Source organism: Rickettsia akari str. Hartford (assembly GCF_000018205.1).
In the GTDB taxonomy this organism is placed as follows: domain Bacteria; phylum Pseudomonadota; class Alphaproteobacteria; order Rickettsiales; family Rickettsiaceae; genus Rickettsia; species Rickettsia akari.
In genome coordinates this window covers 42,758-66,987 of record NC_009881.1, presented here as the reverse complement: position 1 = coordinate 66,987, position 24,230 = coordinate 42,758, and the positions used below count along the sequence as shown (strand labels likewise).

Below are 24,230 nucleotides of genomic sequence, written 5' to 3'. Positions count from 1 at the left end.
ATGGACCTGGTTAGCAAGCCACGGTGTGACACAGTAGGTTTTACCAGTCTATGCAACAATGCCTTGTGGGAGTGACATAGATATCCACACAACAATACCACTTATTAAGAATAAGGCTTAAGGTTTATATGATAAAAAAAATAATATTTGGAATAGCTATTTTACTTAGTACAAGCTGCTTTGCCAATAGTACAACGTCCAACGGCTCAAAAAAAGATGCAACAAAAAGCAACGACGCTACAACACAAAAAATTATAGATGATTTTTCTGCTTATGCCGGTACTATAAAACCGGAAGTACGGGAAGAAATACAAAAATATAGAGTAGAAATAGTTGCTATTAATAAGAAGAAACGTGAACTATATAAGAGCCTTTCCAAAGAGGCTCAAAATTTTTTAGCAGTGCAACAAAAATATAAACAAAAACTATCTATTTCTAAACTAACGGCAGAAGACGAACCAAAAAATAATACTGATGATTCTAATAACAATAAGGATAGCGATACAAAATAAAATCTTTTTCTGAACTTGTAGATGTATGGTATTGGTAGAGAAAACCTGTTCCTATGTCGCGCCTGCAACATCGGGAGTCCAGTACTTTAAAGCTTTTTAAAAATTTTACCTTGAAAAAAATAATATAATAAAAAATCTTTAAACTTAAGATTTCTTAGCCTGGATCCACGCTTTCACGGGCATAACATCGAGAGTTTTTTTTTAAACTATCCGGTACTATAGTCAAGCCACATGGTAACGGTTATGAAGCCTAGATTCCTGCTGTCGCAGTAATGACATAAGAGCCATACAACAACGCCACTTTTAGCTAGGTATTTCATAAATCTGCTCTACTACACCATCAAGATCCATCAGAAAAGTATAAACTTTTAATTGGGGGAATTTTTCTTTTATTATATCACGTGCTTTGTTTAAAATTTCTGCATGGGCTGCCGTTTCTCTTTCCTTGGTATTTAGCTGTTCCTGACCTATAAGTATTTTGTAAGCTCCACATTCGCGATGATCAAGAAAAACAACTTGTTTGATGTTATGTAATTCTTGTAAAATCTCGATAGTATCTTCTATTGTTTTCCCCCAATAAGTATATTTGTCATTAACGAGGGCAAGCGATGCACCGGGCAGTGATACTTTATCAAAATTATCTTCTAACCCTAATTGCTTCATTAATTTATCTGTTTCATCTATTAATCTAAAATCTACACAACTAATTAAAAGAGTCGAAGCTTCATTTAATGTTTTTAAATGTTCATTACTTACTTCTACCTTTACAATTTTCTTATTGGCAATTATATCATTGTGAGTAGCGTAAAGATTTACACTAAACACCATAATAAACACTAAAATTGTATATTTTACATATATCATAAAAGTCTCCTATGTTAAAAATATTTCTTACATGCTTTAAAATAAGAATAACCTGTAATGATTGTTAAAAAAGCGGCAATCCATAAAATTATTTCCCCTACTATATCTAAATAAATAATGCCTGCACCTTTGGATCCTAGTATCAATATCGATAAAGCAAACATTTGTAAAAACGTTTTTACCTTAGCGAGTCTCGATACAGGCACACTCACCTTTACCAAAGCTAAAAATTCCCGAAGACCGCTAACTAAAAATTCTCGTGCTAAAATTAATAGACAAGGTATCTCATCTATGTTACCTTTTTTTAGTAGCATTATAATAACGCAACCCACTAGTATCTTATCTGCTATAGGATCAAACATCTTGCCAAAACTCGTAACTAAATTATATTTTCTTGCAATATAACCGTCAAAAAAATCCGTAATACTAGCTAAAACAAATAATAATGCTCCAATTTTACGTGCAAGTGAATTATTTATATAAAATGCCAGTATAATAACCGGAATTACCATTATTCGAGCAATAGTTAGATAATTAGGTAAATTTTTATCTATTCTCATTAATTAAATTTATTAATATAATATTGTTGAATTATGGATAGAATATTATTCCAAGACCAGTATATTAAAAGCCCAACAGGAAAACTACTAAACATAAATAAAAAAATTAGCGGCATAAATTTCATTACTTGAGCTTGCATCGGATCCGCAGGTTCAGGACTCATTTTTTGCTGTAAGAACATAGTAATAGCCATTAAAATAGGCCATGCTCCAATCATTAAAAATGACGGTGGTGAAAACGGTAATAAGCCGAATAAATTAAAAATAGTAGTAGGGTCAGGTGCGGATAAATCTTTAATCCAACCATAGAACTGTGCTTGCCGCATTTCAATAGTTACATATAATACTTTATAGATAGAGAAAAATACCGGAATTTGAACAAGTATAGGCAAACAACCCGCTACCGGATTTACTTTTTCTTTTTTATATAAAGCCATAATTTCTTGATTTAAACGTGCTTTATCATCACTGTATAAATTTTTTATCCTATCGATTTCCGGTTGTAAATTTTTTATTTTTTTCATCGAACGATAAGATTTATTGGCTAAAGTAAACATTAAGAGCTTAATTATGACCGTAACAATTAATATACTCACACCGAAATTACCGACATAGCCATAGAAAAAATTCATGGCGTAGAAGACCGGCTTAGTAATTATATAAAACCAACCGAAATCAATAGCTCTATCAAATAATTTAATATCATATTGTTTTTCATATTGATCCAGTAAGTCTACTTTTTTTGCTCCGGCAAAAATTCTGCTTTTAATGGCAAAATTTTCACCGGGTTTTATTATTTGCACCGGTGAAATAAAATCTACCTGATATTTTTCAATACCTTGTTTAACAGCGTAATTAAAATTTGAGCTATAATTACTTGATTTATCGGGAATTAAAGCAGATAGCCAATATTTATCAGTAATGCCTATCCAGTCAACTTTGCTTGCTGCAAATTTTTCGCTTTTCTTATCTTTAATATCATCATACGAATATTCTTTAAGATTCTCGTCTATACAACCGATAGGTCCTTGATGTAGTATATTTACGGCTTTTTCTACGGCAGTATATTTACGATTTATTAAGCCATATGATTGAATTGGAAGCTCTTTATCGCTATTATTAACTATGGTTTGTTCTATAGTAAATAAATAGTTTTTATCAACGGTAATAGTAACTAAAAACTTAACTCCGTCTTCATTGACCCAAAATAAATTAACGGGTTTTTCAGGACTTAATATTTCACCGTCACTACTCCATATTGTATCGTTATTAGGAAGTTTTACACTAGATAAATTACTAACTAATCCAATTTCGGCAAAATAAGAATGCTCTGTATTAGTAGGTGAAAATAATACAACATCAGAGCTATTTTTAGATAAATCTTGCTTATATTTTTTTAATATCAAATCATCAAATCTAAGTCCTTTGAGTGAAATAGAACCGGTGAGTGATTCAGATTCTATTTTAATACGCTGTACTTGACTTTCTTCTTGCACAACAATATCAGTTGCAGGCTCTACCAAAGCTTTTAACTGTTGTTTCTTTAAATTTGCTGCTTTCTGCACTGCTATTTGCTGTTGCTGTTTTTTTTGTTCAGGTTTTATAACAAAATACTGCCAACCGAAAATTATACTTAAAGACAGTACAATAGCGGCTATTAAATTAATGATATTATTATTCATTCCTAGGTCTTAAATTTTCATATTTTTAAAGCCTTAAGTTCTAAAGCATTTAGAGAAAATAATCAAGTAGTATATATACAAGATGAAGTGCGGCTTCCATCTTGTATACAAATTTAACTTCAGGGATATTATACCACTCCTATATTCTGAAATATTTTTAATTTAAATTCAGGAAGTATAGAAATTAAATGTTCAGAAATATTGTCTTGTATATTTTCATAACCTACTAAATTCACTTCTTTAATGAATATATATATTTCTATAGGCAACCCGGTAATTGTAGGTTCAAGTTGTCTTACTAAAAAAGTAAATCCTTCAGTATAAACTGCCGGATTATTTTTTAGATATTCCTGAATATATAATTTGAACAGCTTAATGTTTGTTAAATCTTTCTGTTCTTTATCAATAGTGATTTTATCTATTACATCCTTTGATATATGAGGAGATTTTTTTAGTTCTTTTAAAATAGTCGCATCACAGAAGTTAATAGTTGCCATATTAATATTAAATACTCTCTTTACCCTTCGTGCTCCTGATTCACTAATTCCTCTATAATTAGTTACATTAGAATTTAAAATGCTGTAAGTAGGAACTGTAGAAATAGATTGATCAAAATTCCTAATTGTTACTACGGAAATAGTAATTTTTTCAACTGTTCCCTCAATTTTTCCTATACGTACCCAGTCTCCAATATTAATAATTTCTTGAGTAGTTAATTGCAAACTTGCAAGTAACCCTAAAACGGTATCTTTGAAAACAAATGTTAAAAGAGCTGCGGCTGCACCTAAACTTGTTAAGAATGTACTAAGCGAAATATTTAACATATATGAAATAGTTACCATTACTGCAATAACTACAACAATAATTTTCAATATTTGAAAATATAAGCTAAGCGGTGCATTTTTTGCAACAACTTTGATCCTATCGTGATACAGATCTGCAAAAGCATCTATAAGCGTTAATAATAACATCGTCACTGATATACTAGTATATAAGATTACTATAATATCTTTGATTCCAAGTAATACATGTGCTTTAAAAGAAGTAATATGGAAAATATTTCCCCAACCTACAAAGTAAAGTGCTAATAAAGTATGTAATAAATAACGAAATATAGGATATTTTTTTAGTATCCTTTCATACTTATAATCATGATGTCTAGTTAAATAATTTTGTACAGGGATAAAAATTAATCTTTTAATTAGAAATATCACCGGTATAAGAGATACTAACATAACAAACAATAATACTAACTCAGTACTTGCGGTATGATATAGATCCATTAAATATTGCATATTTTACCTATCATTATTATTATAAATATAAATCTTTTTTATTATGACTAAGCATTTTATTTTTATCAATAATTTTAACTCAAAAGAATTTGGTATTACTAAACAAATATAGATACTGTCATTGCGAAGCCACGAAGTGGCTGTGACAATCCATAAAAATAATAAAAAACTCGATTGCTTCATCAATGACTTACATAATTTCCCGTAACTCAGATGTTAAATGAATTAAATAACTTATTGATCTATGACATTTCCTAATATCAATCCAATTATTTTCTATCTAGGTCCACTTGCTATCTCTTGGTATTCTCTTTCATATGTAGTAGGAATTTTGCTCAGCTGGTTCTATGCAAACAAAATTATAGAAAAATTTAAACCTCAAATTAACAAAAAAACTCTAGAAGATTTCATTACTTATGCCGTTATAGGCATAATAGTCGGAGGCAGACTAGGATTTGTTTTATTATATAACCCTTCTAGATATTTTTTACATCCAATAGATATCTTAAAAACTTATGAAGGCGGTATGTCTTTCCATGGCGGAGCTTTAGGGGTGATTATTGCTGCTTATTTGTTTTGTCGCAAATATAAAGTTAATTTTTTAAGTCTCACGGATATAATAGCCGCTGTAGTACCCATCGGATTATTTTTAGGTAGAATCGCTAATTTTATTAACGGCGAACTATACGGACGTATTACAAATGCTTCTTTTGGTATGATTTTTCCGAATAGTGATTTGATGCCAAGACATCCTAGTCAGTTATATGAAGCTTTTTTTGAAGGTTTAGTATTATTTTGTATCTTAGCGTATGCAACATTTAAGAATAAAACTCTTAAAAACTGCGGTTTAAACTCAGGACTCTTTTTAACCTTTTACGCTCTTTTCCGAATCGCTATTGAAATATTTAGAGAACCAGACATACAAATCGGGTTTATTTTAGATAACTTAACTATGGGACAAATTTTATCTGTACCTATGTTAATTTTAGGAAGTTATTTAATATGTCAATCGAATCCAAAATAAGACAATTAATTAAACAAAACGGTTATATTACTTGCGATGTCCTCATGCAGGAGGTATTAAACTTAAATCCTACTTCCTATTATAAGAAAGTAAAATCATTGGCTGGCGAAGGGGACTTTGTTACAGCTCCTGAAATTTCACAGCTATTCGGTGAAATTATCGGCTTATGGTGTATCAAAGAGTGGCAAAGAATCGGTTGCCCAAAAAGTCTTAGTTTAGTAGAGCTTGGTCCTGGTCGTGGTCTATTAATGCGTGATTTACTACGCACTGCAAAATTAGTACCGGAATTTTACAAAGCTTTATCAATTGAACTAATAGAAATTAATCAAAATTTTATTGCTCATCAGAAGGCTAATTTACAAGATATTAATTTACCGATTAGCCATCGATCATTTGTAGAAGATATACCAAAAAAACCTACTATAATAATAGCTAATGAATTCTTTGATGCTATGACGATAAAACAATATATTAAAGTCAAGGAATTATGGTATGAAAGAATATTTGTAGTGCAACCGGTAGACGGCAGAATTAAATACGATAAAATAAGCATTAATAAACCATTACAAGAATATCTACTAAGAACTCATATTGAAGCAAAAGACGGAGCAGTACTTGAAGAATCTTATAAATCGATAGAAATTATAAAATTTATAGCACAGCATCTAAAAACACTAAGCGGTAGTTGCTTAATAATAGATTATGGCTATGATATAGCTCCGAATGATAGAACTGGATATCAATATAATCCAACATTACAAGCGGTCAAAAACCATCAATATTGCCCCATCCTTGAAAATCTTGGAGAAGCTGATTTATCGGCACATGTGGATTTTTATACATTAAAAACAGTAGCTAAAAATAATAAAATAAACGTAATAGATACAATAGCTCAACGAGATTTTTTAATAGAAAACGGTATCTTATTGCGCAAGCAAACATTGCAAAACAAGCTGAACAATAGACATCTTTCCAAATTACCTCTAGAAGTAGAGTTTGAAAAAGTGTCTAAGCAAGCAGGAATAATAGAAAAACAGGTAGAGAGGCTAATATCCCCAAAACAAATGGGAACATTATTTAAAGTATTACAAATTATGCATTAATCTATTTTAGCTCTTTTACAGAACCTAAGTTCTTCGTCTTGGTTATAAATGGACAACTTGGGCCCCCTTATTCACATTTCAGAATAGATTCAAATTCTTTTATACGCTCTTCGGTATAAGACCCATAACCAGTATCATTGGAGATACAGAACCACCATAAACCCCAGAACTCCAAAATTCACAATCAGCATCTCGGTACTTAATCCATCAATTTTAGAATTTTTTAAGTAAATTAACTTTTTCTTGTTCGAAAGATGCTTTAATATTTCTTGATATATTTGATTTAGTTTCTTATCAACTTTCTTATATTCTGCGCCGGCACAATAATTCATGTCGCCTTGTATCATGGCATTATTACAATCAACAGCAAAAGCGCAAGATATCGAACTAAGAAATATCCAACAGAAAATAATTATTAAACATCATACGCCGCGGCGTTCTGCAATTAAATTTTTTATTTTACCTATAGCTTTAGCAGGATTTAAGCTTTTTGGGCAGGTCTTAGTACAATTCATAATCGTATGACAACGGTAAAGCTTAAATGGGTCTTCTAAAGCTTCAAGACGTTCACAGGTATTATCATCCCTTGAATCGGCAATCCATCTATATGCTTGTAGTAAAATCGCAGGACCTAAATATTTATCACTGTTCCACCAATAGCTAGGACAGGAAGTAGAACAGCAAGCACATAATATGCACTCATATAAACCGTCAAGCTTTTCTCGGTCTTTAATCGACTGTAACCTTTCAGAATTTGAAGGGGTATGGCTATCGGTTTTAAGCCAAGGTTCTATAGATTCGTATTGTGCGTAAAAATGCGACATATCAGGTACTAAATCTTTTACTACTTTCATATGAGGAAGCGGATAGATTTTAATATCGCCTGATATATCTTCTATTGGTTTTATACATGCTAAAGTATTTGTACCATCAATGTTCATGGAACAGCTACCGCAAATTCCTTCCCGACAAGAACGCCTAAAAGCTAAAGTAGAATCGATTTCATTTTTGATTTTAATTAAAGCATCTAAAACCATCGGTCCGGTTTTGCTTAAATCTATCTCAAAACTATCGATAGTAGGATTCTCATCAAGATCAGGATCATACCTATAAATTTTTACCTTTCTAGGTTTAAACATTTCCTCTTGTTCTTTATACTCTTTTCCTTTTTTTACTACTGAATTTGGCGGTAATCTTAACTCTGCCATTTAAGTACTCTCTTAAAATTTATTTTTAGGACTATACAAAATAATTAGCTAATTCACAATCTTGCATACCATTCACAAAATCTTTGATTTTTAATTTTAGTTGCATGTTATTGCCAGGACGTCTGATTGAATCTTTAAGGATTGTTTTACTTAAAGAGCCATTACCTCCTTTTCGTTGAATTACAATATAATTACCTATTATAAATATTACCATTATTTGTAAAAATAATACCACAATTTAGAGCTTTTAGAATATCTTTCATTACATATATACTTATTAATTTTTCTTCTCTTTGATATAAAACTAATAACTCTCTTGCAGTTTCATCTGAGAATGACCATTTAACAATTTCTTTTGCAATAGGCTAAAAAATTAAAAATACCATTTTTTGCTCTTCAAGTGGAATAAAATTTAATTTAACATTGCTTGATTTGTTAATGATCAAGTTCTGTAGGTAATCTAAACAATTTAAGTTAAATGTTTTGCAAAAATTATTTATAGAGATGCTCTCGTAAGCTGATTATACGCGATTCTTTCTTATATGCCTTAATACTAACATCTATGTTATGACAGCAGCTAAAGTTCATTTGAACATCAGAGTTTTCTGCATATATTACTGTATTATAGTATGTAAAAAATTGCCTTCTATCTTAAAAAGATCTCCAATCTTATCTATTATATCAATATGTTCACTGATACTATTTTTTAAAAAAGTATCTACATTTTGACCTATAGATGCGTTTCCATTATCCATTAAGCTGCTCGTATTACGTCATATATATTTGCTATTATTTGTGTAATTACTGAATTACCTAATTGCCTATAGCCCTTTAATCCATCTGCAACATAATGATCTTGTGGAAAACCAATTAAATATTTACATACATTGATTGATAGTCTTCTTATCTTATCATTTATATAATAAAGACCGGTTCTAGCACCAACACCACAACCAAAAGCTGGTAAAGTTATCGAATGAGACCGAAAGAGCTGTAAATCCTTTCACCTTGACTGTCTTTATTCACTTGACCAATCCTAATTTGCTTTAATTGCTTTTAAATTGGCGTTTTATCTAAAATAACATCATCTCTATTAATATATAACCTTTTATCAACATCCTTTGCTAAAATATCATTCAGAAAAATCCTTCCATAAGAGACTCCTCCGGTTTTACATATTTGAGTTTATAATTCACTGTTCAAGTCTTTTCGTAAATAAACAAAAGAAACTATTTCTCTTGCTTGCGGTACCCCATAATGAAGCATGTAACACATTTCTATATACGTTGTACATCTAATTTTTGGTCTATAGTTTCAATTACGCTACCATTATTAATAGTCAGAATTATTTTTAACATTATCAAGTAATGATATATAAGGTTTGTGATATTGTGCTATTCTGATTATTTCATAAAAGAGTCTATAATTATTATCTCCTATACCAAGCCTCTTATCTAAAATGCTAAAAGATTGGTAAGGAAAACCGGCACATAAAATATCATGTTTAGGGATTTTGTGTGCTGATATTTCCGTAATATTACCGTATAGCTTATCACCCAAATTTCTTTTATATGCTTCTTGTACGTCTTTGCCTATATCAGAAGAAAAACACATTCAAGCCCTTTTGTTTCCAAGGCTTTTCCAAAACCACGGATACCGCAAAATAAATCTATAAACTTATACATAAAGTAAGTTATTTAACAAATTAAACTATATATTAGTACTCTCTTTTTTAGCCTTACTTGTTTTTACTTTTTCAGGTAATTTTTCTTTATCTGTTTTTATAGTAGATGAATCATTAAAAGGAAATTTATTCTCCTCTTCTGAATCTAAAGCTCTACCGCTAAGTAAGTTTTTAATTTGCTGACCGGACAATGTCTCATATTCAATTAAAGCATTAGCTAAGGTATGCAATTGATCTATATGTTTTGTCAAAATATCTTTCGCAAATTCATATCCTTGCGTAATAATTCTTTTAACTTCAGCATCAATTAACTCTGCAGTAGCTTCTGAAGTTTCATTATTAGGTTGTCTACCATACATATCATCACCGCTTGAACCATGGAATATCGGTCCTATTAAATCACTTAAACCTGCTTTTGTAACCATCGCTCTTGCAATATTAGTTGCACCTTTTATATCCGATGAAGCTCCTGAGGTAACTTTATTTCTACCGAAAATAATTTCCTCTGCTACTCTTCCTGCCATATAAACTGCTATAGATGATTCCATCTGTTCACGATTCTGAGAATATTCATCAGTTTCGGGAAGTCTTTGTACCATCCCAAGAGCATTACCACGCGGTATAATCGTAGCCTTATGAATAGGGGATGCTGCAGGACAATAAAGCCCGACTAATGCATGTCCTCCTTCATGATATGCAGTCATTTTTTTTTCTTTTTCCGACATTGCAATAGAACGACGTGCAACTCCCATTAGCACCTTATCTTTTGCCTCTTCCATGTCGTGCATGTCTACTTCTTTTTTACCAAGCCTTGCAGCAATAAGAGCAGCTTCATTAACTAAATTAGCAAGTTCAGCACCGGAAAAACCCGGAGTTCCACGAGCAATAATTCGTGCTAATACCGTACTATTATATTTAATTTTCTTTAAATGTACTTTTAGAATTTGCTCACGACCGTTTATATCAGGGTTTGCAACGGCAATTTGACGATCAAACCTCCCGGGACGTAGTAATGCACGATCAAGAACATCAGGACGGTTTGTAGCTGCAATGATCACAACTCCTTCATTTGCTTCAAATCCATCCATTTCGACTAACATTTGGTTTAAGGTTTGCTCACGCTCATCATTGCCGCCACCCATACCTATACCTCTATGGCGACCTACGGCATCAATCTCATCGATAAAGATAATACAAGGAGCATTACGTTTACCCTGTTCAAACATATCGCGCACACGGCTTGCACCAACACCCACAAACATTTCAACAAAATCAGAGCCGGATATACTAAAAAATGGAACATTAGCCTCACCTGCAATTGCTTTAGCAAGAAGGGTCTTTCCTGTTCCAGGAGGCCCTATAAGTAAGCAGCCTTTCGGTATTTTACCGCCAAGCTTTTGAAACTTGCTTGGATCTCTTAAAAAATCTACTATTTCAGTTAATTCTTCTTTTGCTTCATCGATACCTGCAACATCTTTAAAGGTAATTTTTGGTCCTTTATCTGATAGCAACCTAGCTTTAGATTTTCCAAACCCCATGGCTTTCCCACCTCCATGCATTTGACGCATGAAAAAAACCCAAACACCTATCAATAAAAGCATAGGAAACCAAGACATTAAAAAGCCTAAAAAGGTATTCATTCTTGTTTCAAGAGGCACAACTTCAATATTAACGTCATTACTAGTAAGACGATTTACTAAATCAGGATAATCAGGAGCATAAGTGTTAAAAGTAGAGCCGTCATTTGAAGTGCCTTCAATTACTCTACCTTGAATTTTTACCGAATTAACGGTCTTTTCATCAACTCGTGTTAAAAAATCCGAGAAAGTTATATTATTTCTTCCGCCAAGTAAACCGTCAGATTGGAATACATTAAAAAGTAATATTACAAAAACAAAAAGTGCTGCCCAAGCTAAAACACTTCTACCTTGATTATTCATCGATATAAAACCTAATAAAAACTTTTACCGGTACTATAATTTAATACCGGTGTTAGCAAAAATGGGTGAAACGAGATACAAAATTTGGAGCAAACGATACTTCAAAGTTCTGCATGTCGTTATCATAATATGATATATGTGGTATTGCTATAACTTTTTCAAGTATTTTAATTATAGGCAAGGTAAATAAAATTGCATTGTGGTTTTTGCAGGATAGATCTTTCAAATGTGCTAAATCTAATTGTTTCTTTATCGTTTTATAATCTTCTAATGATAAATAAGTTATAACACAATCAGGATTTTCTTGATTTTTCGTGATACAAAATCTATTATCCCAAATAATGGATTTATCTAGTAATATTTTACTCTCAGGTAATTTTTTGCCGAATTCCCTGTATATAAGCAACTCGTTTTGTATACGCTTAACTACACAGCCATGAAGTGTATTCTTAAAGTTTACGTCTTGAGTAATTAATTTTAAAATAGGTTCTACTGAGTAAAAACGAGCTGCTCTAAATTGTCCGCTAATTATTATCAGTAAAAAATTAATTATTTGTACTTTTACCTCATTTGAAAACTTATCAAATTTAACTAAATCAAGAAAAGCAAATCCATATTCGAAAATTTTGACTGCTTCAGCTATTGCTGATATTAACTCTGGTTTAAATTTATTATCCAGTAAATCATTAATTTTAAGCTGTTGTAAGATTATCTCGGCTTTAATATAGCCTGCGCCTTTAGCTAATTTTTGCCTAATAATATTGCGTCTATATTTATCAGATGAATTTGACTCATCTTCAAACCACTTTATATTATGACTGACTAAATACTCTACTAATTCACTTTTTGGAATATTATATAGCGGTCTAATTATTTGTATATTATTATACCAATTAATATTACTGCTACTAAGCCCAAATATACCGCTATTACGTTCTAATCTTAAACAAAAATTTTCTACGTAATCATCTTCATGGTGAGCAGTTAAAAGTACTAATATATCGAATTCTAGACATAGATTTGTCATCAAATCATAACGTCCTGCTCTTGCTCTTTCTTGTAAATTGGAAAAATTATTTTGATGATCAAAAGATAAACTATAATGCTTGCGATTTAGACTATTACTGATATTTTGGACATAATAAGTCTCTTGCTTCGACTGTTCCCGTAAGTTATGATCAACCGATATAACAGATAATTCTATATTATTTTTTTCTGCCCAAATATTAGCAAGATAAAGAAGTGCTACCGAATCGCTACCACCGGAGACTGCAACCGCTATTTTAGATAAACCAAAATTACCTATTAGATTATTGATATTATACTCAAATTTTTCGTATAGCATGGTTGAAAAATGTTAGTATTGTTGAAAGTTATTTTTAAGGATATCGTAGCTAATTCGGTACTGTACGAATTATATTATTCCAGCATAGGTGGGACGTTGCTGTATTGATACCGAATCATCATCACGAGGAGGAAAGGGATGTGACAATACAGAAAAACAACTAAAAACATTCTATAAATCAGAATTTTTAACTAGATTGCCGCATTCACTTCGTTCGTTCACAATGACGATAGAAAAAATTTATGCTGACTCAGCTAAATCTTCTGAAGTTTCAGTCTTTTTTTCGCGCAAATAATCTTGTGCTTCTGATTCTGATCTTGCAACAATAACCGTAACTATATCATTAAGCTCCGCATGGAGTCTTATTTCAACTGTATAAACTCCAGTAGATTTAATTTGTTTATCAAGAATAATATTTGAATGAGAGATATTATAAGATACATTTTTAGATAATTTATCGGCTATTTCCTTATTAGTGACTGAACCAAAAAGTTTACCGTCATCTGATGCTTGACGGATGAAAACTAATTTTTGATCTTTAATAAGAGCATTAATTTTTTCTACTTCTTCTCTTATTTGCTTATCTTTTGCTTCAAATTCGTGCTTTTGTTTCACTATTAGCTCTTTATTAGGCTCAGTAGCTCTAATAGCTAATTTTTGCGGCAAAAGATAATTACGACCAAATCCGTCTGCTACCTTGAGCATGTCGCCAATTTTACCTAATTTTCTTACGGGTTTTATTAATATAATTTCCATGTATTATGCCTTTATTTAGCTTGAAATACAAAAGGTAATAACGCTAAAATTCTTGCAATTTTAATAGCATTATTTAGCTTTCTTTGTTTCTTTGCACAAACATTTGTGATCCTACTTGGTAGCATTCTACCGCCTTCAGAGACAAATTTTATTAAAAGCTCAGGATTTTTATAATCAATAACAGGGGCATTATGCACAGAAAGGGGGCATCCTTTACGTCTTCTAAAAAACACTTTTTTAGCAGTTTTATCTCCTACCTTGTGAGTAACTGTTTCACTAGCATTATTACTTTTTAACATTCTTTAACCTTAATTCTGACAAATTTAATTATTAATCGTTACATCAATTACCGGAGTATTCTCCGTACTCTGATTTTTTAATATTGGTGAAGGTTCACTACTAATTGAATCTGTTTTAATTGTAAGAAATCTAATGATATTTTCGTTAAGCTTCATTTTTCTTTCTAGCTCTTCTTTTACATTACAAGTAACATCTATACCTAAAAAATAATAATGTCCCTTTTTATTATTACCAATTTTGTAAGCCAAAGTTCTTATCCCCCAATATTCTTTTTTTATGATAGTGCCATTATTATCTTTAATAATTTTAACAAAATCATCAACGATTTTATCTATATCGTTTAATGATACGTCTTGGCGTATAATAAAAACTGATTCATAAAAGCTCATGATATATAAAAATCTCCAACAAACAAACTTTAAAATAAAGCTACTTATAGCAACTAAAACCATTAAATTCAAGTGTTATCTTTAAAAATTATTATTCCTTTGTTTCTTTTTATAAAAAATTTGCCATAAAACCCAATAAAATCAGAAAATCATTACAAAAGTTTTTAATTATTTCCTAAATATTAATGGAGATTAATTCAGTGTTTGATAAGGTATTACCTGAAGGTTTTATTATAGAAGAAAAAATAAAAAAGTATTAATATTTCTTGAAGTAATGAGAGAGCATGATTTAATATAATTATGGCTTCAACTCTAGAAAAAGCATTAACTTATTTTTTAGTTATCCGCTTGCTATCATGATTATTAGTGCAGAATTACAAGAAAATCCTTTAATAACAAAAAATAACGTTAGAAAAATTAATAAATTTTCTAAAACGCCCATAATATTTATTATTACAAAACAAGCAATTAAATTTAACAAAAATAGATGATAATGTACTAATTTTTATATTTATAAGCCCCTTTTATCTGAGCAAATAGTAGGTACTTTAAAGAGCTTATTGAGACGTTCTAAGTCAGTTTTACAGGATAATATTATTAATAAATATTGATTTAAAGACTGAAAAATTATACAAAGACGGACTGAATATTCATCTATGTCCTACTAAGTTTAAAATCTTACGATTTTTTTCAGTTTCCAAATAAAGTATTTTCGCGTCAAGAAATAATAAAATACTTATTGGAAAGCGAAGAGACTTTTAATGAACATCTTATAGATGTTCATATAAATAGAAGTTAGAGAGTCTTAGGGAAAGACAATTTAATTATTAAAACCGTTCGTTTTATCGGTTATTGTTTAAATAAGGATAACGATTAGGCTCTATGAAGGAGCACATAACTCTCGGCTATAAGCTGAGATGTTATAAATAGAAGTGTAATCGATTAGAAATAGGTCATCATTAATAGTTTCACCTTCTTGCTCATCAATATACTGCTGTATCATTTCATCAGTAATATTACCCAAATTAACTGCCATATAACCTCTAGCCCAAAAATGATTGCCCCAATACTGCTTTCTCAAATAAGCAAATTCTTGCAATAATATTCTTGAGCTACTGCATTTTCAATACTGCACAAGTTTGCTAGGTGTTATTTGCGGTCTATACTAGATAAACATATGAACATGATCACAAGCTACTTTGCCTGAAATTATCTGTACTTCATGTTCCATACAAATACTCCTAAATAAATCTCTAGATCTCTCTTCGCTACCTTTCACGTTAATACACTCTTGCTATACTTTGGTACCCACATATTGTGTACTTTTAAATCATACTGGATATGGCTATTTTTTTTCTATAACTTCTCATATCTCTTTATAAATATGTTAGGTTATGTGAAGGAGAATTAAATTATTTCTATTTTTAGATATTTTTTAACGAAAATTAATAAGATTTTTGCAGTAATAGTTTGTTCCTATCTCAAAAAATCTTATAATTTACAGTAAAAAATATCTTAATATGCCGATTTGGGATGAACAATCAATCGCCTTTAGTCGAATGTAAGATATAATGAAGTTGCCTTGGCGACGAATTTATAAAGAGATATGAGAAGTTATAGAAAAAAATAGCCATATCCAGTATGATTTAAAAGTACACAATATGTGGGTACCAAAGTATAGCAAGAGTGTATTAACGTGAAAGGTAGCGAAGAGAGATCTAGAGATTTATTTAGGAGTATTTGTATGGAACATGAAGTACAGATAATTTCAGGCAAAGTAGCTTGTGATCATGTTCATATGTTTATCTAGTATAGACCGCAAATAACACCTAGCAAACTTGTGCAGTATTGAAAATGCAGTAGCTCAAGAATATTATTGCAAGAATTTACTTATTTGAGAAAGCAGTATTGGGGCAATCATTTTTGGGCTAGAGGTTATATGGCAGTTAGTTTGGGTAATATTACTGATGAAATGATACAGCAGTATATTGATGAGCAAGAAGGTGCAACTATTAATGATGACCTATTTCTAATCGATTACACTTCTATTTATAACATCTCAGCTTATAGCCGAGAGTTGTTTAGTTTATCATATAATACTTCATCAGACTCTATTTCAAAAAATTCTTTTATACCTAGCAAACATAATGTACTCTTATTAAACATAATTAACATTATAAAAATAAGTTTAAAAATACAATAGATATTTAATCGAGGATATAAAAACGTGATTTAAAGTAAAGAGTGGTGGTGGCCACGGTTGGAATTGAACCAACGACACAAGGATTTTCAGTCCTTTGCTCTACCGACTGAGCTACGTGGCCATATATACTAGTTTTATTTGAAAAATTTGCTACGTTGGTTCTACAAGCACTGCGGTACTCACGTATAAGCACGCTATGTTCCTAGTCTTGTGAATTCCTTTCTATCTTCCAAATAAAACTTCATCTACTCTTCATTTATCCAGAGGATGCCTAAATCATCATTGCACGCGGATATTGTTGAGTTGAATTGTTTTTCCGTGTTCCGTCATTGCGAGAAGAATTACGTAGTAATTCGACGAAGCAAGCCAGTTAAAAAATTCTGATTTACAGAATTTTTTAATCTTTTTCTGGATTGACGCTTCGCTTTGTTCTTCGCAATGACGACTTGGTATCTACGCAACAACACTTCCTCGCAATGACTAAAAAACCAAATACAACGATAAGCTTATAATAGATTAATCGGCTTTTGTCTATTCTTAATTAGTAATATTAGACAAAAATACTTAATTATGATATCATGAGTGTTTATTTTTATAACGGTTTTTTATGATCAAAATCGGTAATATAGAACTTTCTTCAAATGTAATGCTTGCTCCAATGTCTGATATTACGGACTTAGAATTTAGAAAATTGGTAAAAAGATTTGGGGCAGGGCTTGTAGTTTCTGAGATGATAGCAAGTCGTGCAATGGTTGTGAAATCTAGGCAGTCAATGCAAAAATGTGCTATCATGCATGACGATCCGACAAGTGCATGCGTGCAGCTAGCAGGCTGTGAGCCTAATGTAATAGCTGAAGCTGCTAAAATGAACGAGGATATGGGAGCGAAAATTATCGATCTTAATTTCGGCTGTCCAGCGAAAAAAGTAGTAGGCGGTTATGCAGGTGCGGCTCTAATGAGTGATGAACAGCTGGCATCTAAGATTTTTGAAGCTACCGTTAAAGCGGTGAAGATTCCAATAACGGTTAAAATGCGTATGGGGTGGGATGATAATACGAAAAACGCTCCGACTTTATCTAAAATTGCTGAAAACTCAGGGATTCAAATGGTCACCGTTCACGGTAGAACGAGATGTCAGTTTTACTCCGGTAATGCCGATTGGAATTTTATAAGATCAGTTAAAGAAGCAGTAAAAATTCCGGTTATTGCTAACGGTGACATCACTAATTTTGCTAAAGCAAAAGAAGCCCTGCAGAAATCCGGTGCAGATGGTATTATGGTCGGTAGAGGAGCATACGGCAAACCTTGGATTATTTCACAAATTGATCATTACCTTAAAACCGGTGAAAGAAAACCTGATCCATCTATAGCAGAGCAGCTAGATATCGTAACCGAGCATTGTGAGGCAATACTTGATTATTATGGCAAATCTGTTGGCATACCTATTGCTCGTAAGCATATTAGTTGGTATAGTAGCGGTTTACCAAGTTCAGCAGAGTTTAGAGGTGCCGTTAATTTGATGCATGACCCCGCAGAGTTAAAAGAGAAAATTGCAGAATTTTATACGAGCATTATGGATACGAATAAATGAAAAGAATTTTAAGTTTTATTTTTATAATATTGTTTTTTAATTTAAGTTATGCGGATGAAAAAGCAGCGATTATAACTGATTATAAACCGGTATTTTTGCCTGTAATTTCTGAGAATAAAAAAATAAAAATCGCTATTCGTTCTTATTTAAATAATGAAAAATTATATTTCGTTTTAGTAGATCCACATTCTTTTAAAACTGAGCTAACCTTACAAGAGCTAGTAATTTTACCTACGAATAAAACAGAAAAAGAAAATCTTCTAAAAAAATTAAATGAAACGCCGTATATTAAGGCTTTAAATAAATATAACTCTGCACCTTATATGTTACAAAATTACGGTGCTACGAGTAGCATGTATAAAGTAAAAGGGCAGTTCTTGACGATTGATATGTGTCCTTCTTCCAAAAGCTTTGAAGAAGATTTTTTTAAAAAGATCGTAGCATTATCGAGCAAACTGAATAAACCTATTCCGATTGCTATATGTGTTTCAGGCTTATGGATTAATAATCATACAGAAGAGTTCTTATGGTTATTAAAACAACAAGAAAATGGTTATTTACAAATAACATGGGTTAATCATTCATTTAGCCATCCTCACTTTAAAGATAAACCTCTTGAAGATAATTTTCTTCTGTCCAATAAAGATGATTTTGAAAATGAAGTATTAGAAGTAGGGAAAATATTAGTACGTTATAATATTGCTCCGTCGCCTTTCTTTCGTTTTCCAGGATTAGTTTCTGATCAAACATTAATAGAAAAGCTAAAAGATTTAGGATTTATTCCGCTTGGCAGCAATGCATGGCTTGCTAAAGGCGAAAAAGTTCAAGATGGCTCTTTTATATTAGTACACGGTAATAGTAACGAAAAAGCGGGAATAGATTTAATTATGCCGATGTTACCGGAATTAAAGTTACTGCCTATTGCAAATGGGTTTTTATTACATGCTAATTGATTAGCTAGATATTAAAATTGGATCATCAATGACTCAAGCAGTAAAATCACAAGTAATTATAAATAAATACGGCAAACTTCTTATATCACCCGAAGAATATGAGCAATTTAATCAGCTTGAAGATATGTATTGGAAAATGCAGGCAAAAAATGAAAGTAAAAGCGGTTTTTTATCAGAGAAAGAGAGTAAAGATTTTTTAAATAATATATTAGACTGTGTAAAGTAATAGACTATAACTTAACTTTTCTAGTATGGCTTTTATCTAATTGAATATCAAGTTTTGTACCAAATAACAGAGAAGCTTGTAAAAAATCAATACTGGAATATTCTGACGAATTTGTTATAATGCTACACAAACGTTTGTTTTCGTCTAATACTTCTAGATTGACTTCGATTAAAGGCTGCGAGAGTAAATGCTTAATAATTTCAGACCATTCTATTAAAATTAAATTGCAGTTTAATGCCTCTTCAAGTCCAAGTTCATAAATTTCTTCAGGTGATTTAAGACGATACAGGTCATAGTGATAGATAGTAAAGTTGGATGCTTTATATGTTTGCAGTAAGTTAAAAGTCGGACTTATAATGCTCGTAGTTTCACCGCAAAAATGTTTAATAATTTCACGACAAAAAAATGTTTTACCTGCTCCAAGGTTACCGTTAAGTAAAACTATATCATTTGGCTTTAAGCTTTGTGCAAAGAGTTTTGCAAGTTTTTTTGTCTCTGCCTCGTTATTTAGCGTATGCATTTTTTAACTTGATTAATCATTTGTAAATATTGGTTCTGAAAAGTGTTTGAATGAATATTCTGAACATTCCAGTTTTCGCTATTTAATATTATTATTTTAGCGTTTAATTTGTCGTATAATCGTGAATTTTGTTCGTTACTTAAAATAAGACATTTGTTATTAGACTCTTTAATTAAATCTTCTAGCTTGCTTATATATCGTAGGCTTTTTTGACTTTTACTATATAATTTTGCAGTTTTAATATTAGTATTAAGAAAAAAATACTCGCTACTATCACTTAATAAAACTACGTCTTTTATCGTTGCAAATTCATTATTTCTAATTTCTTGTAGCTTGCTTAATTCTTTAAGCGCTGCTGAAAGGTTATTATTAATATCTTCTTGTAGCTCAGGAAAATTTTTACTAAATATTCGTGCAAATTCCTGTAGTAAAATTGCAGTATTATTAAGATCAAGCCAAATATGCCAATTATCTTTTATAGTGGTTAAAGATTTAATATTACTGATTTTAATAATATTTTTGCTATGATTATCAATTAATTTCTCGGCAAAACTGTCAAATTGTTCATTAATATAAATTGCTATATCGGCATTTTTAACTTTAGCAAGATCACTTGGCTTTATATTATGGTGATGAGGGCAATCATTGTTTACTGCTAAACTCTCGATATCAGCTTTATCCTTAACAAGTATCGAAACAATACTAGCAATTGGCGTAATACTTACAACTATCTTAGGCTTAGCGTAGCTAGTAAGGCTGAAGAATGTAAGGAATAGTAAAGTTAGAATCTTTCCGGTGTTATACCGTGGCTTGACCACGGTATCCATTTTTTTGGATCCCGCGATCAAGTCGCATGATGACATTAGAAGTATATTATAAATCTTAATCTTCATAACTTTTCCAACAACTCAGATTTACTAGGCTTGAAATCCTGGTCTATCCAAAAATTTTTTAGATATTCTAGTTTTGCTCCTATCTCTTTTTTTTCTATATTCATATTTAATAAGTCATTACCGTTTACTTGGAATTTCGGACGTAATAATGGATCATATTTATGGATAAATTCTTTTACTTGTGAATGGTTTAATTTACCGATTATGCTAGCTGCCAATAAATATTCCTTATAGTTCTTCTTTTCAAACCAAATTTTTTTTATATCACATTCAGCGTTATTCAAAAAGTTTATTATTGATAATATTTGTATTACTTCCTGTTTTGTGAATTTCCAATCGAGAAGAAGCTTTGAATTTATGTTTTTTAAATTATATAGTAATAAAGCATAATTAGTTGCTAATTCTAATGCTTTAGATTGCTCAAAAAATTTTATTTCATAATTTTGGATAGAGAATATTAGTTCTAATATTCCTATTTCAAACATAGCTTTTAAAATTTGTTCCGCTCTTTTTGAAACGATAATTTTATCCATTTCGCTTTTAATTCGCTCTCGTGATAAAGTTTTTAAGCCGTCTTTTAAAGCTTTACATGCTTTAAAGATGCCGTCATCAAGCTGATTCGTATAATAGCTAGAAAACCGAAAAAAGCGTAGGATTCGTAAGTAATCTTCTTTAATTCTATCTAGAGCTTCCCCTATAAATACAACCTTTTCCTGCCGCAAATCCTTAAAGCCTTCAAAATAATCATATATCTCGTTCTTAAATGGGCAATAGCTTAAAGCATTAATAGTAAAATCTCGTCTTGCAGCATCTTCGGCAAAATCGTCGGTGAATACTACTTTGGCATGTCTACCGTTGCATTCGATATCTTTTCTAAGAGTTGTAATCTCAAATTGCTCATTATTTAAAATAGCCGTAATCGTACCAAATTTTAAACCGGTCTGGATAGTTTTGATATTAGCTTTCAATAAAATATTTGTTACTTCATCCGGTATTAAATTAGTAGCTATATCGATATCATAACTGCTTTTTTCAAGTAACGCATCTCGTACGCAGCCTCCAATAAGTCTTGCTTGTCCTTTTTTATTTAAAAGGCTCAAGATTTTTTTATATCCTTTTGAAGGGATTTTTAAAGTTGTATGTATAACTTGCATTATTTGATTTTACCTATAGTATCTGGTAGTTTTTAAAAAGACTCTAGGGTTATCAACTCGTTCCTTTATGTCATTCCCGCGTAGGCGGGAATCCAGTATTTTAAAGCTTTTAAAATACTCGATTTATCTCGCTTTAGCCTAGGGATCCCAGCTTACGCGGTGATGACCTCGAGTAGATTTTACCGTACATTCCTTTTTATTGCAAAAGATAAGTATAACAGGGCTTTTTTAAATCGTGATTAATCGTTATTAAGCTCCCGTGGCATTTAGCTTTGTAATTGAGATTGATATGAATTTCGGCTTTTTTACAATGATGATTATTATTAATGACAATTTTCTGTCCGTGATTAGCTATGAAAATATTATCTTTTAAAGGTAACACTATACTCTCTTTTTGTCCAAATCAAGTAGCCCAATAAGTGCTATTAAATGTAGGAATTTTATCGGCATAAATTACAAGCTTTTCGTCTTTGTCTTTAATGCCTACTGCCATATTACTCGTGTCAAATATTAATTTGGCTTTGGAGAGTAGAACATAAATATAAAAGATATTATCATAATTACAAGAGCAAGCAAACGCCACGAGGTTTTCCATATACAAATCAAAAAAAACGAATAAAAAAGTAGTATGCTGAAATTGGTAATATAACCGAAATACCATACAGCTCCCGGTAAGCTATTAAAATAGGCAGCTGATTTTATGATTATTTCAATAAAAAATCCTATGATAATTAATCTATTGATGTTATTGGAACAACAATGAGGTTAGCCGGTACTGAGTAGGTGGAAAATATGAAGAATTGATTAATTACCACCGGAGCTGTGATAATACTGTCTAAGAAGCTTGAATAAATATTTGAAGCCATATAATAATTTACTGCTCCAAAAATGCCTTTATTTTCCCTAATTAACCACGAATTTTTTCAGTAAAACTCGTAACCTGTAATAGGTGATAATACGGCGATAAAAGATAATTGGAAACTTGGATGAAAAATATATTCTGGATTTAACGATAATATTATAAAAGCTGCAATTGTAAGTGAACGAAGAGGAAAGCAAGAACGTTCGATAATAATACAGTAAATAAAGATTGCAGCAGTAATAAAGGCTCTAGTTGCTGCAATTTGCATACCGCTTAGCTCTAAATAACCAAAACTTCCTATTAGTGAACAATAAGCAGAGATTAATTTTATATTGAAATGATATGCAAAATAATTTGAGAGATTTAATAAAAATCTTGTAATAAGGAAAATAATCATCACAACTAAAGATAAATGCAAACCTGAAACGCAAAGCACGTGTGATATACCGCTTTGTCTTATATCCTGCGTTATTTGCATGTTTAAACCTTTCGTATTACCGAGTAATATCGCAGCTGCAAAATTTCCTTTATCATTTCCTAGCTTTTTTATTAAATTATTATAAATATAAGAACGCACTCTATAAATAAAGCTATCAAAATTTGTATCGTTACGTTCTATAATTTGTAGCTGCGACATGGCATAGCAGTTTGCCACCTATATCCGATAGATAAGCATAAAAACCAAAATCATATCCCCGGGGAGTATACTATTTTGCGGCTTATAGAGTTTAAAAAGCAAAATAATTCTGCCATTTACCATAATTTCTTGTATATATTTCTTCGGTATGCCAATCTTTACTTTTCGTAAATCACGATTAATTTTTTATATCTTTATACTACCTAATACTACTGGTCCTCCTATAATAGTCGGTGTTATTGATTATATTTTACAGCTAATTTTTGTTATTATTGGTTTATGAAGTGTTACGCCGTGTAAATTTGTCACACAATATTTAGAGATAAATACGCAAAAAATAAAAGCAATAATCACTCCGTAAGCAAACTGTAAAAATATATTAGATATTCTAGTAAAGATTGATATTAGACAAGCACAAAAAATGAAAAAAGTTGTTATAAATGAAAGCTTAAAATCAAGTAAAAAATAAACAATAATGATGTAAATAAAACTAACAAAATACCAAATATTTAAAATTATACTCTGCTGA

Annotated in this window: 26 protein-coding genes, 1 tRNA gene and 3 pseudogenes; 8 read left to right on the top strand and 22 right to left on the bottom strand. The window is 31.0% G+C overall.

All coding sequences use genetic code 11. The features are described 5' to 3' along the window. Window positions 1-128: 128 nt before the first annotated feature. The gene (locus A1C_RS00385) at window positions 129-512 is read left to right on the top strand and encodes a hypothetical protein (protein WP_012013287.1); all 384 of its coding nucleotides are present in this window, start codon (window positions 129-131) and stop codon (window positions 510-512) included. A 303-nt stretch (window positions 513-815) separates the two neighbouring features. Here the strand turns inward: A1C_RS00385 and A1C_RS00380 are convergent, their stop codons facing one another. The 4 genes from A1C_RS00380 to A1C_RS00365 form a co-directional block, all read right to left on the bottom strand. After that, complete coding sequence (locus A1C_RS00380) at window positions 816-1,376, bottom strand: carbonic anhydrase (protein WP_012013286.1); 561 nt, start codon at window positions 1,374-1,376, stop codon at window positions 816-818. Between the two features lie 14 nt (window positions 1,377-1,390). Continuing rightward, a complete protein-coding gene (gene pgsA, locus A1C_RS00375) occupies window positions 1,391-1,936 on the bottom strand; it encodes a CDP-diacylglycerol--glycerol-3-phosphate 3-phosphatidyltransferase (RefSeq protein ID WP_012013285.1) in 546 nt (181 codons plus the stop codon). Then, window positions 1,936-3,618 carry a membrane protein insertase YidC gene (gene yidC / locus A1C_RS00370; RefSeq protein ID WP_012013284.1) on the bottom strand — a complete coding sequence of 561 codons (1,683 nt, stop codon included), beginning with the start codon at window positions 3,616-3,618 and terminating at the stop codon, window positions 1,936-1,938. Before yidC ends, pgsA begins: the two co-directional genes overlap by 1 nt. Before the next feature lie 128 nt (window positions 3,619-3,746). Then, window positions 3,747-4,913 carry a mechanosensitive ion channel domain-containing protein gene (locus A1C_RS00365; RefSeq protein ID WP_041816734.1) on the bottom strand — a complete coding sequence of 389 codons (1,167 nt, stop codon included), beginning with the start codon at window positions 4,911-4,913 and terminating at the stop codon, window positions 3,747-3,749. 244 nt (window positions 4,914-5,157) lie between these two features. Here A1C_RS00365 and lgt point away from each other — a divergent pair, with 244 nt between their 5' ends. Then, on the top strand, window positions 5,158-5,937 hold the full coding sequence (gene lgt / locus A1C_RS00360) for a prolipoprotein diacylglyceryl transferase (protein ID WP_012013282.1): 780 nt from the start codon (window positions 5,158-5,160) through the stop codon (window positions 5,935-5,937). Further along, a complete protein-coding gene (locus tag A1C_RS00355) occupies window positions 5,916-7,040 on the top strand; it encodes a class I SAM-dependent methyltransferase (protein WP_012013281.1) in 1,125 nt (374 codons plus the stop codon). Before lgt ends, A1C_RS00355 begins: the two co-directional genes overlap by 22 nt. 134 nt (window positions 7,041-7,174) lie before the next feature. Here A1C_RS00355 and A1C_RS00350 read toward each other — a convergent pair whose 3' ends face one another. The 11 genes from A1C_RS00350 to rpsF form a co-directional block, all read right to left on the bottom strand. Next, window positions 7,175-7,372: a lysozyme inhibitor LprI family protein gene (locus tag A1C_RS00350; protein ID WP_232279058.1), complete on the bottom strand. Its 198-nt coding sequence runs from the start codon at window positions 7,370-7,372 to the stop codon at window positions 7,175-7,177. A 90-nt stretch (window positions 7,373-7,462) separates the two neighbouring features. Next, on the bottom strand, window positions 7,463-8,248 hold the full coding sequence (locus A1C_RS00345) for a succinate dehydrogenase iron-sulfur subunit (protein ID WP_012013279.1): 786 nt from the start codon (window positions 8,246-8,248) through the stop codon (window positions 7,463-7,465). Between the two features lie 31 nt (window positions 8,249-8,279). Continuing rightward, window positions 8,280-8,483, bottom strand: coding sequence for a hypothetical protein (locus A1C_RS00340; protein ID WP_012013278.1), 204 nt, complete (start codon window positions 8,481-8,483; stop codon window positions 8,280-8,282). 379 nt (window positions 8,484-8,862) lie between these two features. After that, window positions 8,863-9,003, bottom strand: a complete 141-nt coding sequence (locus tag A1C_RS08305; RefSeq protein WP_012013277.1) for a hypothetical protein — start codon at window positions 9,001-9,003, stop codon at window positions 8,863-8,865. Further along, window positions 9,003-9,119 carry a hypothetical protein gene (locus tag A1C_RS08300; RefSeq protein ID WP_232279119.1) on the bottom strand — a complete coding sequence of 39 codons (117 nt, stop codon included), beginning with the start codon at window positions 9,117-9,119 and terminating at the stop codon, window positions 9,003-9,005. The genes A1C_RS08305 and A1C_RS08300 overlap by 1 nt, the downstream gene beginning before the upstream one ends. 461 nt (window positions 9,120-9,580) lie before the next feature. After that, window positions 9,581-9,862, bottom strand: coding sequence for a DNA cytosine methyltransferase (locus A1C_RS00330; protein ID WP_012013276.1), 282 nt, complete (start codon window positions 9,860-9,862; stop codon window positions 9,581-9,583). A 96-nt stretch (window positions 9,863-9,958) separates the two neighbouring features. Next, window positions 9,959-11,872 (bottom strand): ATP-dependent zinc metalloprotease FtsH, encoded by a 1,914-nt coding sequence (gene ftsH, locus A1C_RS00325; RefSeq protein WP_012013275.1) that lies wholly within the window; start codon window positions 11,870-11,872, stop codon window positions 9,959-9,961. Between the two features lie 52 nt (window positions 11,873-11,924). Further along, a complete protein-coding gene (gene tilS, locus A1C_RS00320; RefSeq protein WP_012013274.1) occupies window positions 11,925-13,217 on the bottom strand; it encodes a tRNA lysidine(34) synthetase TilS in 1,293 nt (430 codons plus the stop codon). Window positions 13,218-13,457: 240 nt separating this feature from the next. Next, entirely contained in the window at window positions 13,458-13,973 is a 516-nt protein-coding gene (rplI, locus tag A1C_RS00315) for a 50S ribosomal protein L9 (RefSeq protein WP_012013273.1), read from the bottom strand. An 11-nt stretch (window positions 13,974-13,984) separates the two neighbouring features. After that, complete coding sequence (rpsR, locus tag A1C_RS00310) at window positions 13,985-14,272, bottom strand: 30S ribosomal protein S18 (RefSeq protein ID WP_012013272.1); 288 nt, start codon at window positions 14,270-14,272, stop codon at window positions 13,985-13,987. Between the two features lie 24 nt (window positions 14,273-14,296). Beyond that, window positions 14,297-14,662, bottom strand: a complete 366-nt coding sequence (gene rpsF, locus A1C_RS00305; protein ID WP_041816805.1) for a 30S ribosomal protein S6 — start codon at window positions 14,660-14,662, stop codon at window positions 14,297-14,299. A gap of 356 nt (window positions 14,663-15,018) precedes the next feature. Here rpsF and A1C_RS09050 point away from each other — a divergent pair, with 356 nt between their 5' ends. Beyond that, a complete protein-coding gene (locus A1C_RS09050; protein WP_012013270.1) occupies window positions 15,019-15,153 on the top strand; it encodes a hypothetical protein in 135 nt (44 codons plus the stop codon). A 389-nt stretch (window positions 15,154-15,542) separates the two neighbouring features. Here the strand turns inward: A1C_RS09050 and tnpA (A1C_RS06375) are convergent. Continuing rightward, window positions 15,543-16,032: pseudogene (gene tnpA, locus A1C_RS06375) on the bottom strand (IS200/IS605 family transposase). 236 nt (window positions 16,033-16,268) lie between these two features. On the opposite strand from tnpA (A1C_RS06375), the pseudogene tnpA (A1C_RS09660) reads away from it, so the two are divergent. After that, window positions 16,269-16,700: pseudogene (gene tnpA / locus A1C_RS09660) on the top strand (IS200/IS605 family transposase); the annotation flags it as partial. A gap of 210 nt (window positions 16,701-16,910) precedes the next feature. Here the strand turns inward: tnpA (A1C_RS09660) and A1C_RS00285 are convergent. After that, a tRNA-Phe gene (locus A1C_RS00285) sits at window positions 16,911-16,986 on the bottom strand. A 486-nt stretch (window positions 16,987-17,472) separates the two neighbouring features. Between A1C_RS00285 and dusB the strand changes: the two genes are divergently transcribed. The 3 genes from dusB to A1C_RS00270 are packed head-to-tail and all read left to right on the top strand — an operon-like array spanning window position 17,473 to window position 19,635. Next, window positions 17,473-18,456 (top strand): tRNA dihydrouridine synthase DusB, encoded by a 984-nt coding sequence (gene dusB / locus A1C_RS00280; protein ID WP_012013267.1) that lies wholly within the window; start codon window positions 17,473-17,475, stop codon window positions 18,454-18,456. Next, window positions 18,453-19,409 (top strand): polysaccharide deacetylase family protein, encoded by a 957-nt coding sequence (locus A1C_RS00275; protein WP_012013266.1) that lies wholly within the window; start codon window positions 18,453-18,455, stop codon window positions 19,407-19,409. Before dusB ends, A1C_RS00275 begins: the two co-directional genes overlap by 4 nt. Window positions 19,410-19,437: 28 nt before the next feature. Then, window positions 19,438-19,635: a hypothetical protein gene (locus A1C_RS00270; protein ID WP_012013265.1), complete on the top strand. Its 198-nt coding sequence runs from the start codon at window positions 19,438-19,440 to the stop codon at window positions 19,633-19,635. A 4-nt stretch (window positions 19,636-19,639) separates the two neighbouring features. On the opposite strand, the gene tsaE is transcribed toward A1C_RS00270, so the two are convergent. From tsaE to A1C_RS09185, 5 genes and pseudogenes are all read right to left on the bottom strand, one after another. Continuing rightward, on the bottom strand, window positions 19,640-20,155 hold the full coding sequence (gene tsaE / locus A1C_RS00265; RefSeq protein ID WP_012013264.1) for a tRNA (adenosine(37)-N6)-threonylcarbamoyltransferase complex ATPase subunit type 1 TsaE: 516 nt from the start codon (window positions 20,153-20,155) through the stop codon (window positions 19,640-19,642). Further along, the gene (locus A1C_RS00260; RefSeq protein WP_012013263.1) at window positions 20,143-20,982 is read right to left on the bottom strand and encodes a metal ABC transporter solute-binding protein, Zn/Mn family; all 840 of its coding nucleotides are present in this window, start codon (window positions 20,980-20,982) and stop codon (window positions 20,143-20,145) included. The genes tsaE and A1C_RS00260 overlap by 13 nt, the downstream gene beginning before the upstream one ends. Window positions 20,983-21,044: 62 nt before the next feature. Then, window positions 21,045-22,202: a CCA tRNA nucleotidyltransferase gene (locus A1C_RS00255; RefSeq protein WP_012013262.1), complete on the bottom strand. Its 1,158-nt coding sequence runs from the start codon at window positions 22,200-22,202 to the stop codon at window positions 21,045-21,047. 403 nt (window positions 22,203-22,605) lie between these two features. Continuing rightward, a complete protein-coding gene (locus A1C_RS07965) occupies window positions 22,606-22,797 on the bottom strand; it encodes a hypothetical protein (RefSeq protein ID WP_198282978.1) in 192 nt (63 codons plus the stop codon). A gap of 151 nt (window positions 22,798-22,948) precedes the next feature. Next, window positions 22,949-23,524, bottom strand: a pseudogene (locus tag A1C_RS09185) (ComEC/Rec2 family competence protein); the annotation flags it as partial. Between the last annotated feature and the right edge of the window lie 706 nt (window positions 23,525-24,230).

What these genes read in the sequence shown, in the direction of transcription:
- A1C_RS00385 (WP_012013287.1), top strand. Translation starts at nt 129, where the DNA reads ATGATAAAAAAAATAATATTTGGAATAGCTATTTTACTTAGTACAAGC.
- A1C_RS00380 (WP_012013286.1), bottom strand. Translation starts at nt 1,376, where the DNA reads ATGATATATGTAAAATATACAATTTTAGTGTTTATTATGGTGTTTAGT.
- pgsA (WP_012013285.1), bottom strand. Translation starts at nt 1,936, where the DNA reads ATGAGAATAGATAAAAATTTACCTAATTATCTAACTATTGCTCGAATA.
- yidC (WP_012013284.1), bottom strand. Translation starts at nt 3,618, where the DNA reads ATGAATAATAATATCATTAATTTAATAGCCGCTATTGTACTGTCTTTA.
- A1C_RS00365 (WP_041816734.1), bottom strand. Translation starts at nt 4,913, where the DNA reads ATGCAATATTTAATGGATCTATATCATACCGCAAGTACTGAGTTAGTA.
- lgt (WP_012013282.1), top strand. Translation starts at nt 5,158, where the DNA reads ATGACATTTCCTAATATCAATCCAATTATTTTCTATCTAGGTCCACTT.
- A1C_RS00355 (WP_012013281.1), top strand. Translation starts at nt 5,916, where the DNA reads ATGTCAATCGAATCCAAAATAAGACAATTAATTAAACAAAACGGTTAT.
- A1C_RS00350 (WP_232279058.1), bottom strand. Translation starts at nt 7,372, where the DNA reads ATGAATTATTGTGCCGGCGCAGAATATAAGAAAGTTGATAAGAAACTA.
- A1C_RS00345 (WP_012013279.1), bottom strand. Translation starts at nt 8,248, where the DNA reads ATGGCAGAGTTAAGATTACCGCCAAATTCAGTAGTAAAAAAAGGAAAA.
- A1C_RS08305 (WP_012013277.1), bottom strand. Translation starts at nt 9,003, where the DNA reads ATGGATAATGGAAACGCATCTATAGGTCAAAATGTAGATACTTTTTTA.
- A1C_RS00330 (WP_012013276.1), bottom strand. Translation starts at nt 9,862, where the DNA reads ATGTGTTTTTCTTCTGATATAGGCAAAGACGTACAAGAAGCATATAAA.
- ftsH (WP_012013275.1), bottom strand. Translation starts at nt 11,872, where the DNA reads ATGAATAATCAAGGTAGAAGTGTTTTAGCTTGGGCAGCACTTTTTGTT.
- tilS (WP_012013274.1), bottom strand. Translation starts at nt 13,217, where the DNA reads ATGCTATACGAAAAATTTGAGTATAATATCAATAATCTAATAGGTAAT.
- rplI (WP_012013273.1), bottom strand. Translation starts at nt 13,973, where the DNA reads ATGGAAATTATATTAATAAAACCCGTAAGAAAATTAGGTAAAATTGGC.
- rpsR (WP_012013272.1), bottom strand. Translation starts at nt 14,272, where the DNA reads ATGTTAAAAAGTAATAATGCTAGTGAAACAGTTACTCACAAGGTAGGA.
- rpsF (WP_041816805.1), bottom strand. Translation starts at nt 14,662, where the DNA reads ATGAGCTTTTATGAATCAGTTTTTATTATACGCCAAGACGTATCATTA.
- A1C_RS09050 (WP_012013270.1), top strand. Translation starts at nt 15,019, where the DNA reads ATGATTATTAGTGCAGAATTACAAGAAAATCCTTTAATAACAAAAAAT.
- dusB (WP_012013267.1), top strand. Translation starts at nt 17,473, where the DNA reads ATGATCAAAATCGGTAATATAGAACTTTCTTCAAATGTAATGCTTGCT.
- A1C_RS00275 (WP_012013266.1), top strand. Translation starts at nt 18,453, where the DNA reads ATGAAAAGAATTTTAAGTTTTATTTTTATAATATTGTTTTTTAATTTA.
- A1C_RS00270 (WP_012013265.1), top strand. Translation starts at nt 19,438, where the DNA reads ATGACTCAAGCAGTAAAATCACAAGTAATTATAAATAAATACGGCAAA.
- tsaE (WP_012013264.1), bottom strand. Translation starts at nt 20,155, where the DNA reads ATGCATACGCTAAATAACGAGGCAGAGACAAAAAAACTTGCAAAACTC.
- A1C_RS00260 (WP_012013263.1), bottom strand. Translation starts at nt 20,982, where the DNA reads ATGGATACCGTGGTCAAGCCACGGTATAACACCGGAAAGATTCTAACT.
- A1C_RS00255 (WP_012013262.1), bottom strand. Translation starts at nt 22,202, where the DNA reads ATGCAAGTTATACATACAACTTTAAAAATCCCTTCAAAAGGATATAAA.
- A1C_RS07965 (WP_198282978.1), bottom strand. Translation starts at nt 22,797, where the DNA reads ATGGAAAACCTCGTGGCGTTTGCTTGCTCTTGTAATTATGATAATATC.